15 protein-coding genes and 1 tRNA gene are annotated in these 19,890 nt (G+C 71.5%); 12 read left to right on the forward strand and 4 right to left on the reverse strand.

What is annotated here, in order from left to right; genetic code table 11:
• Positions 1-160: 160 nt before the first annotated feature.
• On the reverse strand, positions 161-1,789 hold the full coding sequence (locus tag N1F89_RS12710; RefSeq protein WP_290084487.1) for a choline dehydrogenase: 1,629 nt from the start codon (positions 1,787-1,789) through the stop codon (positions 161-163).
• 234 nt (positions 1,790-2,023) lie between these two features.
• Here N1F89_RS12710 and N1F89_RS12715 point away from each other — a divergent pair, with 234 nt between their 5' ends.
• The gene (locus tag N1F89_RS12715) at positions 2,024-2,791 is read left to right on the forward strand and encodes an IclR family transcriptional regulator (RefSeq protein WP_290084488.1); all 768 of its coding nucleotides are present in this window, start codon (positions 2,024-2,026) and stop codon (positions 2,789-2,791) included.
• An 18-nt stretch (positions 2,792-2,809) separates the two neighbouring features.
• Here N1F89_RS12715 and gyrB read toward each other — a convergent pair whose 3' ends face one another.
• Complete coding sequence (gyrB, locus tag N1F89_RS12720; RefSeq protein ID WP_290084489.1) at positions 2,810-5,257, reverse strand: DNA topoisomerase (ATP-hydrolyzing) subunit B; 2,448 nt, start codon at positions 5,255-5,257, stop codon at positions 2,810-2,812.
• A 146-nt stretch (positions 5,258-5,403) separates the two neighbouring features.
• The gene (locus N1F89_RS12725) at positions 5,404-8,046 is read right to left on the reverse strand and encodes a caspase family protein (protein WP_290084490.1); all 2,643 of its coding nucleotides are present in this window, start codon (positions 8,044-8,046) and stop codon (positions 5,404-5,406) included.
• 182 nt (positions 8,047-8,228) lie between these two features.
• Between N1F89_RS12725 and N1F89_RS12730 the strand changes: the two genes are divergently transcribed.
• The gene (locus tag N1F89_RS12730) at positions 8,229-9,203 is read left to right on the forward strand and encodes a complex I NDUFA9 subunit family protein (RefSeq protein ID WP_290084491.1); all 975 of its coding nucleotides are present in this window, start codon (positions 8,229-8,231) and stop codon (positions 9,201-9,203) included.
• 12 nt (positions 9,204-9,215) lie between these two features.
• Complete coding sequence (locus N1F89_RS12735; protein ID WP_290084492.1) at positions 9,216-9,986, forward strand: sulfite exporter TauE/SafE family protein; 771 nt, start codon at positions 9,216-9,218, stop codon at positions 9,984-9,986.
• A 2-nt stretch (positions 9,987-9,988) separates the two neighbouring features.
• Here the strand turns inward: N1F89_RS12735 and N1F89_RS12740 are convergent, their stop codons facing one another.
• Positions 9,989-10,795 carry an undecaprenyl-diphosphate phosphatase gene (locus N1F89_RS12740; RefSeq protein WP_290084493.1) on the reverse strand — a complete coding sequence of 269 codons (807 nt, stop codon included), beginning with the start codon at positions 10,793-10,795 and terminating at the stop codon, positions 9,989-9,991.
• Positions 10,796-10,935: 140 nt separating this feature from the next.
• On the opposite strand from N1F89_RS12740, the gene N1F89_RS12745 reads away from it, so the two are divergent.
• The 9 genes from N1F89_RS12745 (at position 10,936) to N1F89_RS12785 (ending at position 19,623) form a co-directional block, all read left to right on the forward strand.
• Positions 10,936-11,628 (forward strand): glutathione S-transferase family protein, encoded by a 693-nt coding sequence (locus N1F89_RS12745; RefSeq protein ID WP_290084494.1) that lies wholly within the window; start codon positions 10,936-10,938, stop codon positions 11,626-11,628.
• The gene (gene queG, locus N1F89_RS12750) at positions 11,628-12,782 is read left to right on the forward strand and encodes a tRNA epoxyqueuosine(34) reductase QueG (RefSeq protein WP_290084496.1); all 1,155 of its coding nucleotides are present in this window, start codon (positions 11,628-11,630) and stop codon (positions 12,780-12,782) included. Before N1F89_RS12745 ends, queG begins: the two co-directional genes overlap by 1 nt.
• Positions 12,783-12,795: 13 nt before the next feature.
• On the forward strand, positions 12,796-13,677 hold the full coding sequence (locus N1F89_RS12755) for an SDR family oxidoreductase (protein WP_290084497.1): 882 nt from the start codon (positions 12,796-12,798) through the stop codon (positions 13,675-13,677).
• An 86-nt stretch (positions 13,678-13,763) separates the two neighbouring features.
• Positions 13,764-14,777 carry a penicillin-insensitive murein endopeptidase gene (mepA, locus tag N1F89_RS12760; RefSeq protein WP_290084498.1) on the forward strand — a complete coding sequence of 338 codons (1,014 nt, stop codon included), beginning with the start codon at positions 13,764-13,766 and terminating at the stop codon, positions 14,775-14,777.
• 150 nt (positions 14,778-14,927) lie between these two features.
• Positions 14,928-15,956, forward strand: a complete 1,029-nt coding sequence (locus N1F89_RS12765; protein WP_290084499.1) for a glucokinase — start codon at positions 14,928-14,930, stop codon at positions 15,954-15,956.
• A gap of 91 nt (positions 15,957-16,047) precedes the next feature.
• Entirely contained in the window at positions 16,048-17,907 is a 1,860-nt protein-coding gene (locus N1F89_RS12770; protein WP_290084500.1) for an ABC transporter ATP-binding protein, read from the forward strand.
• Positions 17,904-18,719, forward strand: a complete 816-nt coding sequence (gene dapB, locus N1F89_RS12775; RefSeq protein ID WP_290084501.1) for a 4-hydroxy-tetrahydrodipicolinate reductase — start codon at positions 17,904-17,906, stop codon at positions 18,717-18,719. The genes N1F89_RS12770 and dapB overlap by 4 nt, the downstream gene beginning before the upstream one ends.
• Positions 18,720-18,776: 57 nt before the next feature.
• Positions 18,777-19,397, forward strand: a complete 621-nt coding sequence (locus N1F89_RS12780) for a 2,3-bisphosphoglycerate-dependent phosphoglycerate mutase (protein WP_290084502.1) — start codon at positions 18,777-18,779, stop codon at positions 19,395-19,397.
• Between the two features lie 141 nt (positions 19,398-19,538).
• Positions 19,539-19,623: transfer RNA gene (locus tag N1F89_RS12785), tRNA-Leu, on the forward strand.
• Positions 19,624-19,890: the final 267 nt, after the last annotated feature.

Consider the following 19,890-nt stretch of genomic DNA (forward strand, 5'->3'; position numbering starts at 1 on the left):
GGACGATGCGTTCCTCATCCCCACCTCCGCGAAAAACGAGACGAATAGGCTCAATAAAACACCCTCCCTCGCATGTTGGCAACGACCAATCGGCCGTCGGCCATGGTCCACGCCCGCGGCGGCATCGCCTGTCCGCCGCGGCCGCAGCGTCAAGGCGCCGTCACGCCGCCCGCCCCGCCGCCGCGGCGCCGGCCGCGCGGCGCCGGTCCTCGACGATCATGTCGCTCGCCTTCTCGCCGATCATGATCGCCGGCGCATTGGTGTTGCCCGACACGATCTCGGGCATGATCGAGCAGTCGGCGACGCGCAGCCCGCGCACGCCGCGCACCCTGAGGCGCGCATCAACCACCGCGTCGGCGCCGATGCCCATCTTGCAGGTACCGGTCGGGTGGTAGATCGTCGTCGCGGTGTTGCGCGCCCATTCGAGCAGGCCGGCGTCGTCGTCGACCTGCGGGCCGGGCCGGAACTCCGCGGAAATCTTCGAGCTGAGCGGCGGCGCGGCGGCGATGCGCCGCGCGATGCGGATGCCCTCGACGATCGTGCGGCGGTCGGTCTCGGTGGCCAGGTAGTTGGGCCGGATCGCCGGGTGCTCGGCCGGATCGGCCGAGCGCAGCGCGATCTCGCCGCGGCTTTCGGGCCGCAACTGGCACACCGACATGGTGAAGGCGGAGAACGGGTGCACGCCCTCGCCGGGACTGTCGGCCGACCACGGCTGCACGTGGAACTGGATGTCGGGCGTCTCCAGATGCGCCGCCGTCTTCAGGAAGCCGGTGGCGAGGCTTGCCGCCATCGTCATCGGCCCGGCCCGGAACAGCGCGTATTTGAGCGCGATGCGCGCCCGGTTGAACAGGCTGCGCACCTCGTCGTTCAGCGTCGGCTCGTTGCACTTGAAGACGAGCCGCGCCTGCAGGTGGTCCTGCAGGTTGCGGCCGACGCCCGGCAGGTCGGCCGTCACCGCGAGGCCGAGCGCGCGCAGCGTCTCGGCCTCGCCGATGCCCGACAGCATGAGCAGCTGCGGCGAGCCGATGGCGCCGGAGGCGAGGATCACCTCGCCCTCGGCCGCCACGGTGTGCTCGCGGCCGAGGCCGTCGCGGTAGACGACGCCGGTCGCGCGGCCGTCCTCGACGACGATCCGCGACGCGTGCGCCCGGGTGACGATGCGCAGGTTCTCGCGCCGGCGCACGGGATGGAGATAGGCGACCGCGGCGCTGCAGCGGCGGCCGTTGCGCGCGGTGAGCTGGAAGTAGCCGACGCCTTCCTGCGTGGCGCCGTTGTAGTCGGGGTTGAACGGATAGCCGACCGTCTGGGCGGCCGCCACCCAGGCGTCGCACACCGGCCGGGCGAGCCGCATGTTGGAGACCCACAGCGGCCCGTCGGCGCCGTGGTAGGCGTCGGCGCCGCGCTCCTGGCGCTCGGCGCGCTTGAACAGCGGCAGGACGTCGGACCAGCCCCAGCCCTCCAGCCCCATCTGGCGCCAGCGGTCGTAGTCCTGCGGCTGGCCGCGCACGTAGAGCAGGCCGTTCAGCGACGACGAGCCGCCCAGCACCTTGCCGCGCGGCCAGTCGAGCCGGCGCCCGTTGAGGCCGGGGTCGGGCTCGGTCGTGTAGCACCAGTCGACCGACGGGTTGTGCATCGTCTTGAAGTAGCCGACGGGAATGTGGATCCACGGATTCCAGTCGCGCCCGCCGGCTTCCAAGAGCACGACGCGCACCGAGGGGTCGGCGCTCAGCCGGTTGGCCATCACGCATCCCGCCGATCCGGCACCGACGATGACGTAGTCGGCCTTCATCCGCGCGCTGCTCCCCTCGTGTGCGGGCGGTCGGCCTGGCCCGCCGCCATCGCGTTTCAGGCAGCCTAGGCAATAAATAATGAGACGACAAGTCTCAAAAATTTGGCTATCTCGACGGAGCGGTGTCTCCGTCTTTCGTCGATCCGGCGCATTCGCCGATTGATGGCCCGCGACCCATTCCATAGCTTAGGCGCGGCTGCCGTCCGGCAGCGGCGCCCCGCCACCAGGACAGCGATGAGCGATCCGAAGGACACCATCCCCACCAATCTGCGGCTGCTCCTCCTGCTCGAGGAGGTCGCCGGGCGCGGCGTTCCAGTGACGCCGAGCGAGGTCATGCGGGCGCTCGGCCTGCCCAAGCCGACGGTTCACCGGCTGTTCGCGACGCTGGAGCAGGAGGGTTTCCTGCAGCGCGACATCGACGGCAAGTCCTATGCCCCCGGCCGCCGGGCGCGCGAGCTGGCCGGCGGCATCCTGTCGTCGCTGCGCGTGCGCACCGCGCGGCTGGCGATCCTGACGCGGCTGGCCAACCGGATCGGCGAGACCTGCAACATCGCGCTGCCGGAGCGCGATTGCATGGTCTATCTCGAGCGGGTGGAGACCGAGTGGCCGCTGCGCATCCAGCTTCCCGCCGGCACCCGCGTGCCGTTCTACTGCACGGCGAGCGGCAAGATGTATCTGAGCTCGCTGCCCGACCATCACATCGACCGCTACCTGGCCAATGCGGAGCTCGTGCCGCACACGCCGCGCAGCCTGACCGACGCGCCGCGCCTGCGCGCCCAGCTCGACGAGATCCGCAGCGCCGGCTACGCCATCGACGACGAGGAGTTTCTGGAAGGCATGATCGCGCTCGCCGTGCCGGTGCCCGACGGGCACGGTCGGCTGTTCGCGACGCTGTCGTTCCACGCGCCGACGCAGCGCTTCGACATCGCGCGGGCGAAACAGCACCTGTCGCAGCTTCGCGAGGCGGCCGCCGAGCTGTCGCGCCTCAGCGTGTCGGGCTGAGGCGGCGCGCGCCGCGCCTCACACGTCGAGATTGGCGACGCTGAGCGCGTTGTCCTGGATGAACTCGCGGCGCGGCTCGACCTCGTCGCCCATCAGCCGGGCGAACAGCGCGTCGGCGTCGGTGGCGTCGCCGATCCTGACCTGCAGCAGCGAGCGCGCGTCGGGATCGAGCGTCGTCTCCCAGAGCTGCTCGGCGTTCATCTCGCCGAGGCCCTTGTAGCGCTGCATGGTCAGCCCCTTGCGGCCGGTGGCGAAGATCGCGTCGAGCAGCGCCATCGGGCCGGCCAGCCGCTCGCTGCGGTCGTTGCGGCGCAGCAGCGGCTGGCGCGCGTAGATCTCCTGCAGCCGGGCGGCATAGCGGACGAGCGCGCGCGCGTCGGCCGAGTTGATCAGCGCGGCATCGAGCGTCACCGCCTCGCGCACGCCGCGCACGGTGCGCTCGAACAGGTAGCCGCCGACGCCCTCGTTGGACGGGTTGACGCGGCCCTGCCAGCCGCGTTCGGTCTCCTCGGCGATCATGTCGAGGCGGCGCGCCACGTAGTCGGCCGCCTCGCTCGCGCGGCCCGGATCGGCCAGCAGCTTGGCGTCGAGCGCGCCGGCGATCGCCGCCTGCTCGACCACGGCGCGGTCGTAGCGCGAGTGCAGCCCGTTGATCAGCGCGCGCACGGCACGCGCGTCGTCCACCACGGCGCGCAGATCCTGGCCGGAGCGCACCTCGCCGTCGGCCAGCTCGAGCGACGCCTCCTCGAGGCCGGAGGCGATGAGGAACTCCTCGAACGCCGCCTCGTCCTTGATGTACTGCACCGACTTGCCGCGGCTCACCTTGTAGAGCGGCGGCTGCGCGATGTAGAGGTGGCCGCGCTCGATCAGCTCCGGCATCTGCCGGAAGAAGAAGGTCAGCAGCAGCGTGCGGATGTGCGCCCCGTCGACGTCCGCGTCGGTCATGATGATGATCTTGTGGTAGCGCAGCTTCTCGGGGTTGAACTCGTCCTTGCCGATGCCGGTGCCGAGCGCGGTGATCAGCGTGCCGATCATGTCCGACGACAGCATGCGGTCGAAGCGCGCGCGCTCGACGTTGAGGATCTTGCCGCGCAGCGGCAGGATCGCCTGGTTCTTGCGCGAGCGGCCGGACTTGGCCGAGCCGCCGGCCGAATCGCCCTCGACGATGAACAGCTCCGACTTCGCCGGGTCGCGCTCCTGGCAGTCGGCCAGCTTGCCCGGCAGCGAGGTGATGTCGAGCGCCCCCTTGCGCCGCGTCAGCTCGCGCGCCCGGCGCGCCGCCTCGCGCGCGGCGGCCGCCTCGACCACCTTGCCGACCAGCACCCGGGCCTCGCCGGGATGCTCCTCGAGCCAGGTGCCGAGCGCCTCGTTGACCAGCCCCTCGACCACCGGGCGCACCTCGGAGGAGACGAGCTTGTCCTTGGTCTGCGAGGAGAATTTGGGGTCCGGCACCTTGACCGAAAGCACCGCCGTCAGGCCCTCGCGGCAGTCGTCGCCGGTCAGCGACACCTTTTCCTTCTTGGTCAGGCCGGAGGATTCGGCATAGGCGGTCACCTGGCGGGTCAGCGCGCCGCGGAAGCCGGCCATGTGGGTGCCGCCGTCGCGCTGCGGAATGTTGTTGGTGAAGGCCAGCACGTTCTCGTGGTAGCTGTCGTTCCACCACATCGCCACCTCGACGGTGATGCCGTCGCGTTCCGCCTTGATGGCGATCGGCGCGGGGATCAGCGGCTTCTTGGCGCGGTCGAGATACTTGACGAACTCCTCGAGCCCGCCCTCATAGAGCAGCTCCTCCGTCTTCACGTCGGCGTGGCGCCGGTCGCTCAGCACGATGCGCACGCCGGAGTTCAGGAAGGCGAGCTCGCGCAGCCGGTGCTCCAGCGTGCCGTAGTCGAACTCCGTCATCGAGAAGGTTTCGGGCGACGGCAGGAAGGTGACCTCCGTGCCGGTCTCCCCGCCGGCGTCGCCGGTCACCGCCAGCGGCCCCTCGGGCACGCCGTTGGCGAAGCGCATCTCGTGCACCTTGCCGTGCCGCCGGATCTTCAGCTTGAGCCACACCGACAGCGCGTTGACCACCGAGACGCCAACGCCGTGCAGGCCGCCCGACACCTTGTAGGAGTTCTGGTCGAACTTGCCGCCGGCATGCAGCTGGGTCATGATGACCTCGGCCGCCGACACGCCCTCGCCGGCATGGATGTCGGTCGGGATGCCGCGGCCGTTGTCGGTGACCGAGACCGAGCCGTCGGGATTGAGCGTCACGGTGACGCGGTCGGCATGGCCGGCCAGCGCCTCGTCGATGGCGTTGTCGACCACCTCGTAGACCATGTGGTGCAGGCCCGAGCCGTCGTCGGTGTCGCCGATATACATGCCCGGGCGCTTGCGCACCGCGTCGAGGCCCTTGAGAACCTTGATGGATTCGGCGCCGTAGTCGTCGCGGTCGCCGGGAATCGTTTCGGGCGTGTCGGTCATGGATGGCTTTCGATCGAAGGTGCCGACGGGCACCGGGCAAGGCTCGCGAATCGGCCGGCTACGACCTTGAAACATATAGGCGTTCGGCGCTGTTTTTCCAAGTTTTCGCCGGCTGTCGCGGAGCGAGCGGGAACTCGCGGGCGTCTTCATTCCGCCGCGACGGCCAGCGCTTCGAGGCGCTTGCGCAACATCCCCGGAATAAAGGCGTCGGACGAGGCAAGCCGTCCCGACTTCTCGAGGTCTTCGGCGATGTCCAGTGCTTTTCGCAAATGCCGCTGCGGATCGCCACCGCCGGCGGTGGCGATCTTGAAATGCGACACGATCAGATCGCGCTGCCATCCGGTGTGGGACGGGTCGGAGGCGGCAAGGCGCTGGCGGATCGCCAGCCCGGCTGCGTAGGACTCCTTTGCCCCGGCGAGGTCGCCCTGCGCCATGCGCGCGTCACCCACCCTGTGCAGAACTCTGGACGTGAATTCCTGCACGTCGCTGTTGGTGGGATCGCGATTCCGGATCGGAACCATACGATCCAGGGACGTTTGGTATTGCGCAAGCGCTCCCTCGAGATCGCCCTGCCTTTTCTGGATGAATCCAAGGCGCTCGTTGAGGAAGGAGAGACGGTACCGCCATTCGGCATTGTCCGCGTCGGCCTCGGCCAACCGCTCGGCGATGGCGAGACTTGCTCGATACGCCTCCGTCGCCCCGGCGAGGTTGCCTCGCATGTTGCGCACGTCGCCGATCTGGATGTGGCTCACCGACAGGTCGCGCTGCCATCCGGCATTGCCGGGGTCGCTTGCGGCGAGCCGCTCTGCGATTTCGAGGCCGGCCTCATAGGCCTTCAGGGCACCAGCGAGGTCGCCCTGGGTTCGACGTGCGTTGCCGATCCTCTCATTGCTCACCATGACGTCGCGCTGCCATGCGGTGTTGCCCGGGTCGGCCGCGGCCAAGGTCTCGGCAAGGCGGCGGCTAGCTTCGAAGGCTTGCAGCGCGCCGACGAGGTCGCCCTGATCTGCGCGCACATCGCCTATTTTTAGCTGGCTGACGGACAGGTCACGTTGCCACAGGAGATTTCTGGGATTGGTCTCAGCGAGCCGCTCGGCGATGTCTAGGCTGGCCCGATAGCTCCGCCGTGCGCCGGCCAGGTCGCCCTGCGCTCGCAGAATGTCGCCTATCTTGTTGTAGCTGACAGAGAGGTCGCGCTGCCATTCCGTACGCGTGGGGTCACGTTCCGCGAGACGTTCGATAATCGCATGGCCCGCTTCATATGCCTCCTTAGCACCAGCGATATCGCCCTGCGCCACGAGCACGTCGCCGATCCTGCCATGGCTGACCCAGAGATCGCGGCGAGCGTCCGGTTCGTCGGGCGACGCATCGATGCGCGCCCGCACGGCCGCGCGCATTCTCTCATAGGCATCCAGCGCGGCCGGGGTGTCGCCCACCAGACCATTGAGATAGCCCAGTTCGGCCAGCAGCCAGTTGCGGTCGCGCCGGGCGCTGTCGGGCACCTCGAGCGCCGCGACCTGCCGGTGCAGCGCGGCGGCCTCCTCGAGCACCGCGATCGCCTTTGCGTGATTCAGCGCGGTGCGGGCGATGCCGGCGCGCGCGTCAAGCGAGGCGGCCTGCGACAGCGTCCTTTCGAGGAAGACCGCGCCGACCGTCTGCCGCGCCTCCTCGTCGATGGCGATGGCGCGGTCGAGGTGGCCGGCGGCCTCGTCCAGGGCGCCGAGCGCCAGGCTCGCCTCGGCCTGCGAACGCAGCCGCGCCACACGCGGATCGCCGGAATCGAGAAGCCGCAGCCGCCGCCGGGTCTCGACGAAGGCCTGCGCGGCCGCCGCCAGCTCCTTCCCGCGATCCGCCGGGGCGAGCGCATTGAGACTGGCCGAAACGAACGCACCGTAGAGCGGCGCCAGCGGCATGTCGTGCCCGGCGGCGATCTTCTCGATCTCGTCGCGGATCGCCGGCGTCACCTCGGCCATGGCCAGCAAGAGGCGCTCGCGCTCGGGGAGCGCGCCGCGCGTGGTCGAGGCGAAGAAGGTCGCCGGCAGGCCGCTTTCGACATAGGGAAGCTGCGACCCGCGCGTGACGTCGTAGACCTCCTGCTGGACGAGCGTCAGAACGGAGCGGATCTCCAGCCCGTCGGTGCCGAGATACTTCGTCAGCGCCGCCGTGAAGGGCGAGTTGTCGCCGTCGCCGTCGGCCGCCGTCTCGCCGGGCGCGGCGGAAAAGGCGAAGAGCACGTTTTCCGACCGGCCCATGCGCCCGAGGCCGGGCGTGACCGTCGCGGGCAGGCCGGCCGGCATGAGGCTGGCCGCGCCGCGGCCGGCAGCACCCGAGGCCATGCCGAAGGGATCGTCGCGGCAGGCGTCGAGCACGACCAGGCCGACGGGCGCCACCCGCGTCACCGTCTCGCGGACCGCTGCAAGCGTCAGCGAGGTCGCCTCGAGCGCGGCGGGCGAGGAGGCGTCGGCGTCGACCGGCAGCAGGCGGTTGACGCCGCCGACCTCGACGCCATGGCCGGCGAAGAAGACGAGCGCCACGTCGGCGCCCTCGGCGTCGTGGACGAAGTCCTCCAGCGCGCGCCGCGTGCGCCTGAGGTCGCGGTCGGTCTCGAGGAAGACCTCGAAGCCCAGCGCCTCCAGCGTGTCGCGCATGGCAAAGGCGTCGTTGACCGCATTGCCGAGCGGGCGAAGAGACTCGTAGCGGTCGGCGCCCATCACCAGCGCCACGCGGCGCTCGGCATGGGCGAAGGCCGCGCTCCAGCAGATCACGATGACAGCAACGAGAACCCGCACGCCTGCGCTCCGCTCGATCGTGGATCTCGACCTAGGCCGCAATCCAGCCAATCGTAAGGCAGATCGGGGCCGTCGTTCCAGCCCGGCCACGCAGGTCCCCGCGCGGCCGAGGCCGCCCTTTGCCTTTGCCGTGAAACCCGTTATGAAGCGGCCGAAAATCGGCACACGCGGACAGGGGCGCCATGGCCACGATCAGCCCGAAACCCAAGCTCGTCACCGTCTTCGGCGGCTCCGGCTTCATCGGCCGCCATGTGGTGCAGGCGCTCGCCCGGCGCGGCTATCGCGTGCGCGTCGGCTGCCGCCGGCCCGAGCTCGCCCACCATCTGCAGCCGCTCGGCGCGATGGGCCAGATTCACGCCGTGCAGGCCAATCTGCGCTACCGCTGGTCGGTCGACCAGGCGGTCGAGGGCGCCGACCACGTCATCAACCTGGTCGGCATCCTGTTCGAGACGGGTCGCCAGCGCTTCGATTCGGTGCAGGCCTTCGGCGCCCGCGCGGTCGCCGAGGCGGCGCGCGCGGCCGGCGCCGGCCTGACGCAGGGCTCGGCGATCGGCGCCGACGCGCAGTCCGACTCCGACTACGCGCGCAGCAAGGCGGCCGGCGAGCAGGCGGTGTTCGAGACGCTGCCGCAGGCCGTCGTCATCCGCCCGTCGATCGTGTTCGGCCCGGAGGACGGCTTCTTCAACCGCTTCGCCAACATGGCCCGCTTCACGCCGGTCCTGCCGCTGATCGGCGGCGGCAAGACGCGGTTCCAGCCGGTCTATGTCTCCGACGTCGCGGAGGCCTTCGCCCGCACCGTCGACGGCACGGTCGCGACCGGCCGCATCTACGAGCTCGGCGGGCCGCGCGTGCTGACCTTCCGCGAGTGCATGGAGGAGATGCTGGAGGTGATCCAGCGCCGCCGCCTGCTGGTCGACGTGCCGTGGTGGCTCGCCCGCCTGCAGGGCCGGGTGCTCGGCATGCTGCCCGATCCGCTGCTGACGCTCGACCAGGTCAAGCTGCTGGCCACCGACAACGTGGTCTCCGAGGCGGCGCAGGCGGACGGCCGCACGCTCGAGGCCTTCGCCATCCGGCCGCACTCGATCGACGCGATCCTGCCCACCTATCTGTGGACCTACCGGCCGGCCGGCCAGTTCTCCGGCCAGCGCCCCGCCTGACCGGCCGCGCGCTTGGCGGAGGTCCTGCTGCCCGACGGCCTCGCGCCGGCGGGCGCGCTGCTACTCGTCGCCGCTAGCCTTCTGACCTCCGCGCTCACCGCCGCCTTCGGGCTGGGCGGCGGCGTGGCGATGCTCGCCGTTCTCGGCCTGGTTCTGCCGGTGGCGGCGCTGATCCCGCTGCACGGCGCCGTGCAGCTCGGCTCCAACGCCGGCCGCGCCTGGCACCGGCGCGCCGACATCGACCGCGCCATGGCGCTTCCCTTCGTCGCCGCGAGCCTGCTGGGCGCGGCGGCCGGCGTGCTGCTCGTGTTGCGGCTGCCGGATGCGCCGCTCAAGCTGCTGCTCGGCCTGTTCGTCCTCGCCATGGCCTGGCTGCCGCCTCCGCGGCCGTCCGCCGCCGCGCGGCCGGGCGCCGCGGGCCTTTATGCCGGCAGTGCGCTGATCGCGCTCGTCACCATGGTCGTCGGGGCGACGGGGCCGCTGCTCGCCGCGCTGCTCGGCCGGCGGTTTGCCGATGACCGGCGCCGCCTGGTGGCGACCCATGCCGCCGGCATGACCGTGCAGCACGCGCTCAAGGTGGCCGCCATCGGTGTCGCCGGGTTCGCCTTCGCGCCCTGGCTGCCGCTGCTCGCGGCGATGATCGCGGCCGGCTATCTCGGCACCCTCCTCGGCAGCCGGCTGCTCGACCGCCTGCCGCAGCGCGCCTTCGCGCTGGTCTTCCGGCTCTTGCTCAGCGTCCTCGCGCTCGACCTGGTGCGCCGCGGCCTGCTCGGCCCGGGCTGAGCTCAGCCGAAGGCGAGCAGTGCCGCCAGGCCGACGCTGCCGACGACCAGACGCCACCAGCCGAACAGCGCGTAGCCGCGGCGCGAGACGAAGTCGAGCAGCGAGCGCACCACGAAGAGCGCGGTGATGAAGGCGGTGACGAAGCCGGCCGCGATGATCGGCAGGTCGGCCGCCGTCAGCACGTCGTAGTTCTTGTAGAGGTCGAAGGCGAAGGCGCCGGCCATGGTCGGCATCGCCAGGAAGAAGGAGAACTCGGCCGCCGAGCGCTTGTCGGCGCCGAGCAGCAGGCCGCCGACGATGGTGGCGCCCGAGCGCGAGGTGCCGGGGATCATCGACAGCGTCTGGAACAGGCCGATCTTGAAGCACATGGCGAGCGGGAACTGCTGCACGTCGGTGTAGCGCGGCCGCACCGCCCAGCGGTCGACCCACAGGAGCACGAAGCCGCCGAGGATGAGCATGACGCAGATCAGCATCGGCGTCTCGAACAGCACCGACTTGATGAAGCCGTGCGCCGAGGCGCCGATGACGGCGGCGGGCAGGAAGGCGAGCAGGATGCCGGCGACGAAGCGCTGCGTCGATGGGTCGCTGGGCAGCGCCCGCGCCATCGCCCAAAGCCGCGCCGAATAGACGCTCAGGATGGCGAGAATCGCGCCGAGCTGGATCAGAACCTCGAACGCCTTGCCGGTCGATTCGAAGCCGAGGAAGTGGCCGGCGAGCAGGATGTGCCCGGTGGAGGAGACCGGAATGAACTCGGTCAGGCCCTCCAGCGCGCCGAGAAGCAGCGCCTCCGCGATGGTCTGTTCGCTCACGTTGTCAGGTCCGCCGCCGCTCGCTTGTCACTGTTCGCGTCTGCCCCTATAGCTCGAAGCCCAGCGGCTCCGGCCCAACGGCCGCCGAGGATTAGCCGCGCCGCCATCAAATGGCCAGAGCCATCACCGACACCGCTGCCATGCTGACTCTTTTTCATCACCCGCTCTATGCCTCGTGCCGCTTCGTCCGGCTGCTGTTCGGCGAGTACGGCGAGGAGCTGGCGCTGATCGAGGAGCGGCCGTGGCTGCGCCGCCGCGAGTTCCTGGCGCTCAACCCGGCCGCCACCCTGCCGGTGCTGCTCGCCGAGGGCGACCAGCCGGTCGTCGGGGCCGCGGCGATCGGCGAGTATGTCGACGAGACGCGCGGCGTGCTCAAGCGCGAGCGCCGGCTGATGGCCGAGGACCCGGTCGGGCGGGCCGAGATCCGCCGGCTGATCGACTGGTATCTCGGCAAGATGGACGGCGACGTGACCCGCCATCTGGTGCGCGAGCGCGCGCTGAAGCCGCACATGGCGCCGGAGCATGGCGGCGGCTCGCCCGATTCGACGGCCATCCGCGCGGCGCGCGCCAATGTGCGCCAGCACCTGAAATACACCAACTGGCTGGCCGGCACGCGCAACTGGCTGGCCGGCGAGCGGCTGAGCGCGGCGGACCTCGCCGCCGCCGCCAGCCTGTCGGTGCTCGACTATCTCGGCGAGGTCGACTGGCGCGACAACGACGCGGCGCGCGACTGGTACAGCCGCGTCAAGTCGCGCCCCGCCTTCCGCCCGCTGCTCGCCGACCGCGTGCGCGGCCTGACGCCGGCCTCGCACTACGCCGATCTCGACTTCTGATGGCCGCCTCCGGCGACCCCGCGGCGCGGCTGCGCGCCCTGGTCGAGGCCGAGGCGCGGAAGACCGGCTTCGACGCCGTCGGCGTGACGACGCCCGACGCGGTGGAGGGCTCCGGCGAGCGGCTCGCCGCCTTCCTCAAGCTCGGCCGGCACGGCACCATGGACTGGATGGCCGACACGGCGGCGCGCCGCGCCAGCCCGCGCGCGCTGTGGTCGCAGGTGCGCTCGATCGTCATGCTGGGCATGAACTACGGCCCCGACGAGGACCCGCTCGCCGTGCTCGCCCGGCGCGACCGCGGCGCCATCTCCGTCTATGCCCGCAACCGCGACTACCACGACGTGGTCAAGGGCCGGCTCAAGCAGATCGCCGGCCGGCTCGCCGCGAAGGGCGGCGCCGACGTCAAGGTGTTCGTCGACACCGCGCCGGTGATGGAAAAGCCGCTCGCCGCGGCCGCCGGGCTCGGCTGGCAGGGCAAGCACACCAACCTGGTCAGCCGGCCGCTCGGCTCGTGGCTGTTCCTCGGCGCCATCTTCACCACCGCGGCGCTCGCTCCCGACCGGCCGGAGCGCGACCATTGCGGCTCGTGCCGCGCCTGCCTCGACGTCTGCCCGACCGACGCCTTTCCCGCGCCCTACCAGCTCGATGCGCGGCGCTGCATCTCCTACCTGACGATCGAGCACAAGGGGCCGATCCCGCGCGCCCTGCGCGGCGCCATCGGCAACCGCATCTACGGCTGCGACGACTGCCTGGCGGTGTGCCCGTGGAACAAGTTCGCCCGCCGCGCCCGCGAGGCCCGGCTGGTGGCGCGCGACGACCTGCGGGCGCCGCGGCTCGTCGACCTGCTGGCGCTCGACGACGCGGCCTTCCGGCGGCTGTTTTCCGCCTCGCCGGTCAAGCGCATCGGCCGCGACCGCTTTCTGCGCAACGTGCTTGTGGCGGCCGGCAATTCCGGCGACGCCAGCCTCGTCGCGCCGTGCCGGCGGCTGGCCGGCGATGCCTCGCCGCTGGTGCGCGGCGCGGCGGTGTGGGCGCTGTCGCGGCTCGCCGCGCCGGACGCGCTTGCCGCGCTTGCCGCGCGGCTGCGGGCGGACGAGCCGGACGAGCAGGTGCGCGAGGAATGGCGGCACGCCCTTGCCGAGGCGCCGGCGGCATGACACGGAAGGCGCCATGATCGACCGTCTGTTCATCTTCGGCGCCGGCTTCTCGGCCCGCGCCTTCGCCCGCACGCTCGCCCCCGGCACCGACGTCCTCGGCACCACCCGCAGCGCCGACAAGACGGCGCGGCTTAAGCGCGCCGGCATCCGGCCGCTGCTCTTTTCCGGCGAATCCGTCTCCGAGCCGGTCGCCGATGCGCTCGCCGGCACCACCCACCTGCTCGTCTCCGCCGCCCCCGGCGAGGCCGGCGACCCGGTGCTCCACGCGGCCGCGGCGGCCATCGCCGAGCGCATGCCGAAGCTCGCCTGGATCGGCTATCTGTCGACGGTCGGCGTCTATGGCGACCATGGCGGCGCCTGGGTCGACGAGGAGACGCCGTGCCGGCCGGCCTCCCGCCGCTCGACGGCGCGGCTGGCGGCGGAGGACGCCTGGCTGGCGCTCGGCCGCGAACGCGGCGTGCCGGTCGCCGTGCTGCGGCTGGCCGGCATCTACGGGCCGGGCCGCAACGCCTTCGTCAACCTAGAGCGCGGCACCGCGCGGCGCGTCGTCAAGCCGGGACAGGTGTTCAACCGCATCCATGTCGACGATATCGCCGGCGGCCTGTCGCACCTGATCGCCGGCGGCCATGGCGGCCTGTACAACCTGGCCGACGACGAGCCGTCGCCGCCGCAGGACGTGGTCGCCCATGCGGCCGGCCTGATGGGCATCGAGCCGCCGCCCGAGATCGCCTTCGAGGAGGCCGAGATGGGGCCGATGGCGCGCTCCTTCTACGGCGAGTGCAAGCGCGTCTCCAACGCCCGCATCAAGGCGCTCGGCTACCGCTTCGCCCGGCCGACCTACCGCGACGCGCTGGCCGCCATGTGGCGTGCCGGCACCTGGCGCAGCGAGGACTGAACCGCCCGGTCGGCGTCGGCGCCCCGCTGTGTTATGATTCGTCCCGCGGCGGCGGCGAGCGGACGAGGCATGCGATGCGGCGAGACATGACGCGATGGATGCGCCTGGCGGCGCTGGTCGGCGGGCTCCTGGCGGCCGGCGTGGCGGCGGCTTCCGCCGAGCCGCTCGCCAAGACGCTGTTCGGCCACAAGCAACTGCCCGCCGCCACCGCGCCCGCCGCACACGGATTCTACTCCAAGGGCTGCCTGGCCGGCGGCATCGCCATCGCCGTCGACGGGCCCAACTGGCAGGCGATGCGCGTGTCGCGCAACCGCCGCTGGGGCCATCCCGAGCTCGTCGCGCTGATCGAGCGGCTGTCGCGCGAGGCGGCCCGCGACGGCTGGCCGGGCCTGCTCGTCGGCGACATCTCGCAGCCGCGCGGCGGGCCGATGCTGAGCGGCCACGCCTCGCACCAGATCGGCCTCGACGCCGACATCTGGTTCACGCCGATGCCCGACCGGCGCATGAGCGTGGCCGAGCGCGAATCCGTCAGCGCGGTGTCGATGCTCAAGCCCGGCACGCTGACGGTCGACGACCGCAAGTGGACGCCGGCGCATGCCGCGGTGCTGCGCCGGGCGGCCGGCTATCCCGAGGTCGAGCGCATCCTGGTGCATCCCGGCATCAAGAAGAAGCTGTGCGACACGGTGACCGGCGACCGCTCCTGGCTGTCCAAGATCCGCCCCTTCTGGGGCCATCACTACCATTTCCACGTGCGCATCGGCTGTCCCGACGGGTCGCCCGGCTGCCGCGCGCAGGCGGCGCCACCGGCGAGCGACGGCTGCGGCGAGCAGCTCGCCTGGTGGTTCACCGAGGAGCCGTGGCGGCCGGCCGAGGGACCGCAGAAGCCCAAGGCGCGCGACGTGATGACGATGGCCGCCCTGCCGGGCGCCTGCCGCGCCGTGCTCGAGGCGCCGGCGCCGCCGTCGGAGGCGGCGGTCACGCTGGCCGGCCCCGAGGGCGTGCCGCTTCTCGCCTATGGCGGGGCGGAGCCGGCCCGCGCCTCCGTCGGCCTGCCGCGCACCGACATTCCCGTGCCGCAGCCGCGCCCCGCCGACCGCTAAAGCGATTCCAGGCGAAGCGGAGACCGGTTCGTCGTTCGCAAACGCGTCAAGACAACAACTTGGAGCCGAGGGTGCGGCGCGCGGCGCGCTGTGCTATGCCGCCAGGCGCCGGCTGCGCGCCGGCGGCTCCAGCAGACGAACATCCCGCCCATGCCGTACACGACCGACCCCGAGACCGTGCTCAACTTCCCGATCCTGGTCGGCGACATCGGCGGCACCAACGCGCGCTTCGCCATCCTGGTCGATTCCTACGCCGAGCCGCGCCTCTACCCGGTTTTGCGGACGGCCGACTATGCCTCGATCGACGAGGCGATCCAGACGCAGATCCTCGACCGCACCTCGATCCAGCCGCGCTCGGCGGTGCTCGCCGTCGCCGGACCGGTCGACGGCGACGAGATCGACCTGACCAACTGCGACTGGGTCGTGCGGCCGAGGGGCATGATCGCCGCGCTCGGCTTTTCCGACGTCGTCGTGCTCAACGATTTCGAGGCGCAGGCGCTCGCCGTGGTGGCGCTCGACGCCGCGCATCTCGAGCGCATCGCCGGGCCGGCCGGCGAGGTCTCCGGCAGCCGCGTCGTGCTCGGCCCCGGCACCGGCCTCGGCGTCGCCGGCCTGGTGCGCGCGCGGCACATGTGGATCCCGGTGCCCGGCGAAGGCGGCCATGTCGACATCGGTCCGCGCACGGCGCGCGAGATCGCCGTGTTCGGCCATGCCGAGACCATCGAGGGGCGCATGTCGGCCGAGCAGATGCTGAGCGGGCACGGCCTTGTCAACCTCTACCGCGCCGTCGCGGCGGCCGACGGCGCCGAGCCGCTGCTCGCCGGGCCGGCGGCCATCACCGGGGCGGCGCTTTCCGGCGACGACGCCACGGCGAAGGCGACGCTCGACCTGTTCGTGACGCTGCTCGGGCGGGTCGCCGGCGACCTGGCGCTGATCTTCATGAGCCGTGGCGGCGTCTACCTGACCGGCGGCATCGCGCAGAAGATCCTGCCGGCGCTGAAGAACGGGCTGTTCCGCGCCGCCTTCGAGGACAAGGCGCCGCACAGCGCGCTGATGCGCACGATCCCGGCCTATGTGATCACCGACCCGCTCGCCGCGCTTGCCGGGCTCGCCGCCTATGCGCGCACGCCGGCCCGCTTCGGCGTCGAGACGCGCGGCCGGCGCTGGCGCAGCGTGTAGCCGGCGCTGCTCGGCCATTGCAACGCGCCGGCCGAGCGGGCATAGACCGTGGCGCCGGCCGGGCGCGGCGGCGGTAACGGACAGGACGGCAGTGGCGGACAGGACGCAAGCCAAGCGCAAGGCCGATCCCGGCGAGATCGTCGCGGTGATCCGCCGCGTGCTGGCCGAGAACGGGCGCGACTACATTCCGCACTACGCGGTGGCCGCCGTGTGCATGCTGGCGATCGCCGGCACCACGGCGTTCTCGGCCTGGATCATGCGCGACATCGTCGACGAGGTGTTCTACCGCCAGCGCTGGGAGCTGCTGTGGCCGATCTGCGGCGCCATCCTGGCCGCCTTCACCATCCGCGGCTTCGCCACCTACGGCCAGGCGGTGCTGCTCGCCCGCGTCGGCAACAACATCGTGGCGCGCTACCAGCGGCGCATCTTCGACCATCTGATGAAGCTCGGCGTCGGCTTCTTCACGCTGACGCGCTCGGGCCAGCTCGCCGCCCAGATCAGCCAGAACGTCACCGGCGTGCGCGACCTGTTGAACATGACGCTGACCTCGCTGGCCCGCGACGCCGTCACGCTGGTGGCGCTGGTCGTCGTCATGGTGATGCAGGACCCGCTCCTGTCGGTCATCGCGCTGACCATCGGCCCGCCGCTGATCTTCGCCGTCAACTACCTGATGAAGCGGCTGCGCCGGGCGACCCGCGAGGCGGTGGAGATCAATTCGCGGCTGCTCGGCGCCATCCAGGAATCGACGCAGGGCATCGCCATCATCAAGGCCTTCACCATGGAGGAGCAGCTCGCCCGCCGCATGGGCGTGCTGATCGAGCATGCCGAGGGCCGCGCCAACCGCATCGCGCGGGTGTCGGAGCGGCTGGCGCCGATCACCGAGGTGCTGTCGGGCTTCGCCATCGCCGGCGTCATCGCCTATGCCGGCTACCGCGCCAGCACCACGGCCGAGCCGCCGGGCTCCGTCTTCGCCTTCATCACCGCCCTGCTGCTGGCCTACGATCCGGCGCGCAAGCTCGCCCGCGTGCAGGTCAATCTGGAGCGCGCGCTGGTCAATGCGCGCATGATCTACGAGATCCTCGACATCGAGCCGCACCAGGGCGACGCGGCCGACGCACGGCCGCTCGCCGTCGCCGACGGCCGCATCCGCTTCGACGGCGTGACCTTCTCCTACGGCGAGGGCCTGCCGGTGCTGCGCGGCGTCAGCTTCGAGGCCGCACCCGGCCGCACGACGGCGATCGTCGGCCGCTCGGGCGCCGGCAAGTCGACGCTGGTGGCGCTGCTCGAGCGCTTCTACGACGTCGACGCCGGCCGCATCACCATCGACGGCCAGGACATCGCCGGCGTCACCAAGCGTTCGCTGCGCCAGGCGATCGCCTACGTCTCGCAGCAGCCCTATCTCTTCGAGGGCTCGATCCGCGACAACATCCGCTACGGCCGCCCCGGGGCGAGCGACGCCGAGGTCGAGGAGGCGGCGCGGCTGGCGCATGCCGACGACTTCATCCGCCGCCAGCCCGACGGTTACGACACCATGGTCGGCGAGAACGGCGTCACGCTGTCGGGCGGCCAGCGCCAGCGCGTGTCGATCGCCCGCGCCATCCTGCGCGACGCGCCGATCCTGCTGCTCGACGAGGCGACCTCCGCGCTCGACAACGAATCGGAGGCGCGCGTGCAGGCGGCGCTCGAACAGGTGATGCGCGGCCGCACGACGATCGTCATCGCCCACCGCCTGTCGACGGTCGTCAACGCCGACCACATCGTTGTCATGGAGGACGGCGAGGTGGTCGAGGAGGGCACGCACGGCGCGCTTGTCGCGCGGCCGGGCGGCGTGTATGCGCGCTTCCACCGCATGCAGGGCAAGCCCGGCGACCTGCTCGACCCGGCGCCGGCCGACCGCGCGGTGGTGCGGCCGCAGCCGCAGACGGCGGGCCAGGAAGGGGACACAGGATGAGCGACATGAAGCTGGTGGTGACGGGCGCGGCCGGCCGCATGGGTCAGGCGCTGGTGCGCGCCGTCCACACCATGGAGGGCGTGCGCGTGGCCGGCGCGCTGGAGCGCCGCGGCTCGCCGTATGTCGGTCGCGACGCCGGCGAGCTCGCCGGCATCGGCATCATCGGCGCCGAGATCACCGACGATCCGCTGCCGGCGATGGCCGCCGCCGACGGCGTGCTCGACTTCACCGGCCCCGCCGCCACCGTTGCGTTCGCCGGCTATGCCGCCCAGGCACGCATCGTGCACGTTATCGGCACCACCGGCTGCTCGGCCGAGGACGAGGCGGCGATCGCCGCGGCCGCGCGCCACGCCACCATCGTCAAGTCCGGCAACATGAGCCTCGGCGTCAACCTTCTGGCGGTGCTGGTGCGCCAGGCCGCGCGCGCGCTCGACGCCGATTTCGACATCGAGATCGTCGAGATGCACCATCGCCACAAGGTCGACGCGCCGTCGGGCACCGCGCTGATGCTCGGCGAGGCGGCGGCCGAGGGCCGCGGCATCGCGCTTGCCGAGCACAGCGAGCGCGGCCGCGACGGCCACACCGGCGCGCGCGCCGACGGCGCCATCGGCTTCGCCGCGCTGCGCGGCGGCACGGTGGTCGGCGAGCACAGCGTCATCCTGGCCGGCCACGGCGAGCGCGTCGTGCTCGGCCACCAGGCGGAGGACCGGGCGATCTTCGCGCGCGGCGCCGTCAAGGCGGCGCTGTGGGCGCATGGCCGCAAGCCCGGCCTCTACTCCATGCACGACGTGCTCGGCCTTGCCGCGGCATGACCGCCCGCCGCACCGGCCCGGCCGTGCGATCCTTCCGCTGACAGACCAGGAGACACCATGTCCGGCACCCTCGTCCTCGTGCGCCACGGCCAGAGCGAATGGAACCTGAAGAACCTGTTCACCGGCTGGAGGGACCCCGGCCTCAGCGACAAGGGCCATGAGGAGGCGCGGGCGGCCGGCGACCGGCTGAAGGCGCACGGCATCCGCCCCGACATCGCCTTCACCTCGGTGCTGTCGCGCGCCATCGTGACCAACGATCACATCCTCGAGGTGCTCGGCCAGAGCGATCTCGAGACGATCCGCGACGAAGCGCTCAACGAGCGCGACTACGGCGATCTCGCCGGCCTCAACAAGGACGACGCGCGCGCCAGATGGGGCGAGGAGCAGGTGCATGTGTGGCGCCGCTCCTACGACGTGCCGCCGCCGGGCGGCGAGAGCCTGAGGGACACCGGCGCGCGCGTCTGGCCCTACTATCTGCACGACATCCAGCCGCACGTGCTGCGCGGCGAGACGGTGCTCGTCAGCGCGCACGGCAACTCGCTGCGCGCGCTGGTGATGGCGCTCGACGGGCTGACCGGCGCGCAGATCGTCAAGATGGAGATCGCCACCGGCGTGCCCATCGTCTACCGGCTCAACGCCGATTCGACCGTCGCCTCGAAGGAGACGCTGGAGGCCTGAGCGCGCACCGCCGCGCCGCACGGCCCGGCGGCCGCGGCGCGGCGCGCGGCCGTGCGGCGACAAACCGGCGGGCGCCGGCGCACAGGTGGAAAATCCGCGTTGACACGGCAGCCCCGCCCGCCTACATCGGCAGCGCAACCGGCCCAGGTGGCGGAATTGGTAGACGCGCACGGTTCAGGTCCGTGTGCCGCGAGGCGTGGAGGTTCGAGTCCTCTCCTGGGCACCATCCCCTTCGGGGGGATGGTCCGCCGCGCATCTCCCGACATCGTCGATCGAAGACCGCCGAGCCCCGCCGGCCGCCATGGCGTTTGCAGGCGACCTGGAAACCGCTTCGCCGGCCGCAAACGCGTCAGGACGATAACTTAGAGCCGATCTGCGATGCGGTGAGAAGCAGATCGGATCTATAGCGTTTCCAGGCGAAGTGGAAACCGGTTCGCCGTTCGGAAACGCGTGAAAACAATGAGTTAGAGCCGATCTGCGATTCCGTGAAACG

The organism is Aquibium sp. A9E412 (genome assembly GCF_030398335.1).
In the GTDB taxonomy this organism is placed as follows: domain Bacteria; phylum Pseudomonadota; class Alphaproteobacteria; order Rhizobiales; family Rhizobiaceae; genus A9E412.

Coding starts and splice junctions, on each gene's coding strand:
- N1F89_RS12715 (WP_290084488.1), top strand. CDS start 2,024: ATGAGCGATCCGAAGGACACCATCCCCACCAATCTGCGGCTGCTCCTC.
- N1F89_RS12755 (WP_290084497.1), top strand. CDS start 12,796: ATGATCGACCGTCTGTTCATCTTCGGCGCCGGCTTCTCGGCCCGCGCC.
- dapB (WP_290084501.1), top strand. CDS start 17,904: ATGAGCGACATGAAGCTGGTGGTGACGGGCGCGGCCGGCCGCATGGGT.
- N1F89_RS12780 (WP_290084502.1), top strand. CDS start 18,777: ATGTCCGGCACCCTCGTCCTCGTGCGCCACGGCCAGAGCGAATGGAAC.
- N1F89_RS12730 (WP_290084491.1), top strand. CDS start 8,229: ATGGCCACGATCAGCCCGAAACCCAAGCTCGTCACCGTCTTCGGCGGC.
- queG (WP_290084496.1), top strand. CDS start 11,628: ATGGCCGCCTCCGGCGACCCCGCGGCGCGGCTGCGCGCCCTGGTCGAG.
- N1F89_RS12765 (WP_290084499.1), top strand. CDS start 14,928: ATGCCGTACACGACCGACCCCGAGACCGTGCTCAACTTCCCGATCCTG.
- gyrB (WP_290084489.1), bottom strand. CDS start 5,257: ATGACCGACACGCCCGAAACGATTCCCGGCGACCGCGACGACTACGGC.
- mepA (WP_290084498.1), top strand. CDS start 13,764: ATGACGCGATGGATGCGCCTGGCGGCGCTGGTCGGCGGGCTCCTGGCG.
- N1F89_RS12745 (WP_290084494.1), top strand. CDS start 10,936: ATGCTGACTCTTTTTCATCACCCGCTCTATGCCTCGTGCCGCTTCGTC.
- N1F89_RS12710 (WP_290084487.1), bottom strand. CDS start 1,789: ATGAAGGCCGACTACGTCATCGTCGGTGCCGGATCGGCGGGATGCGTG.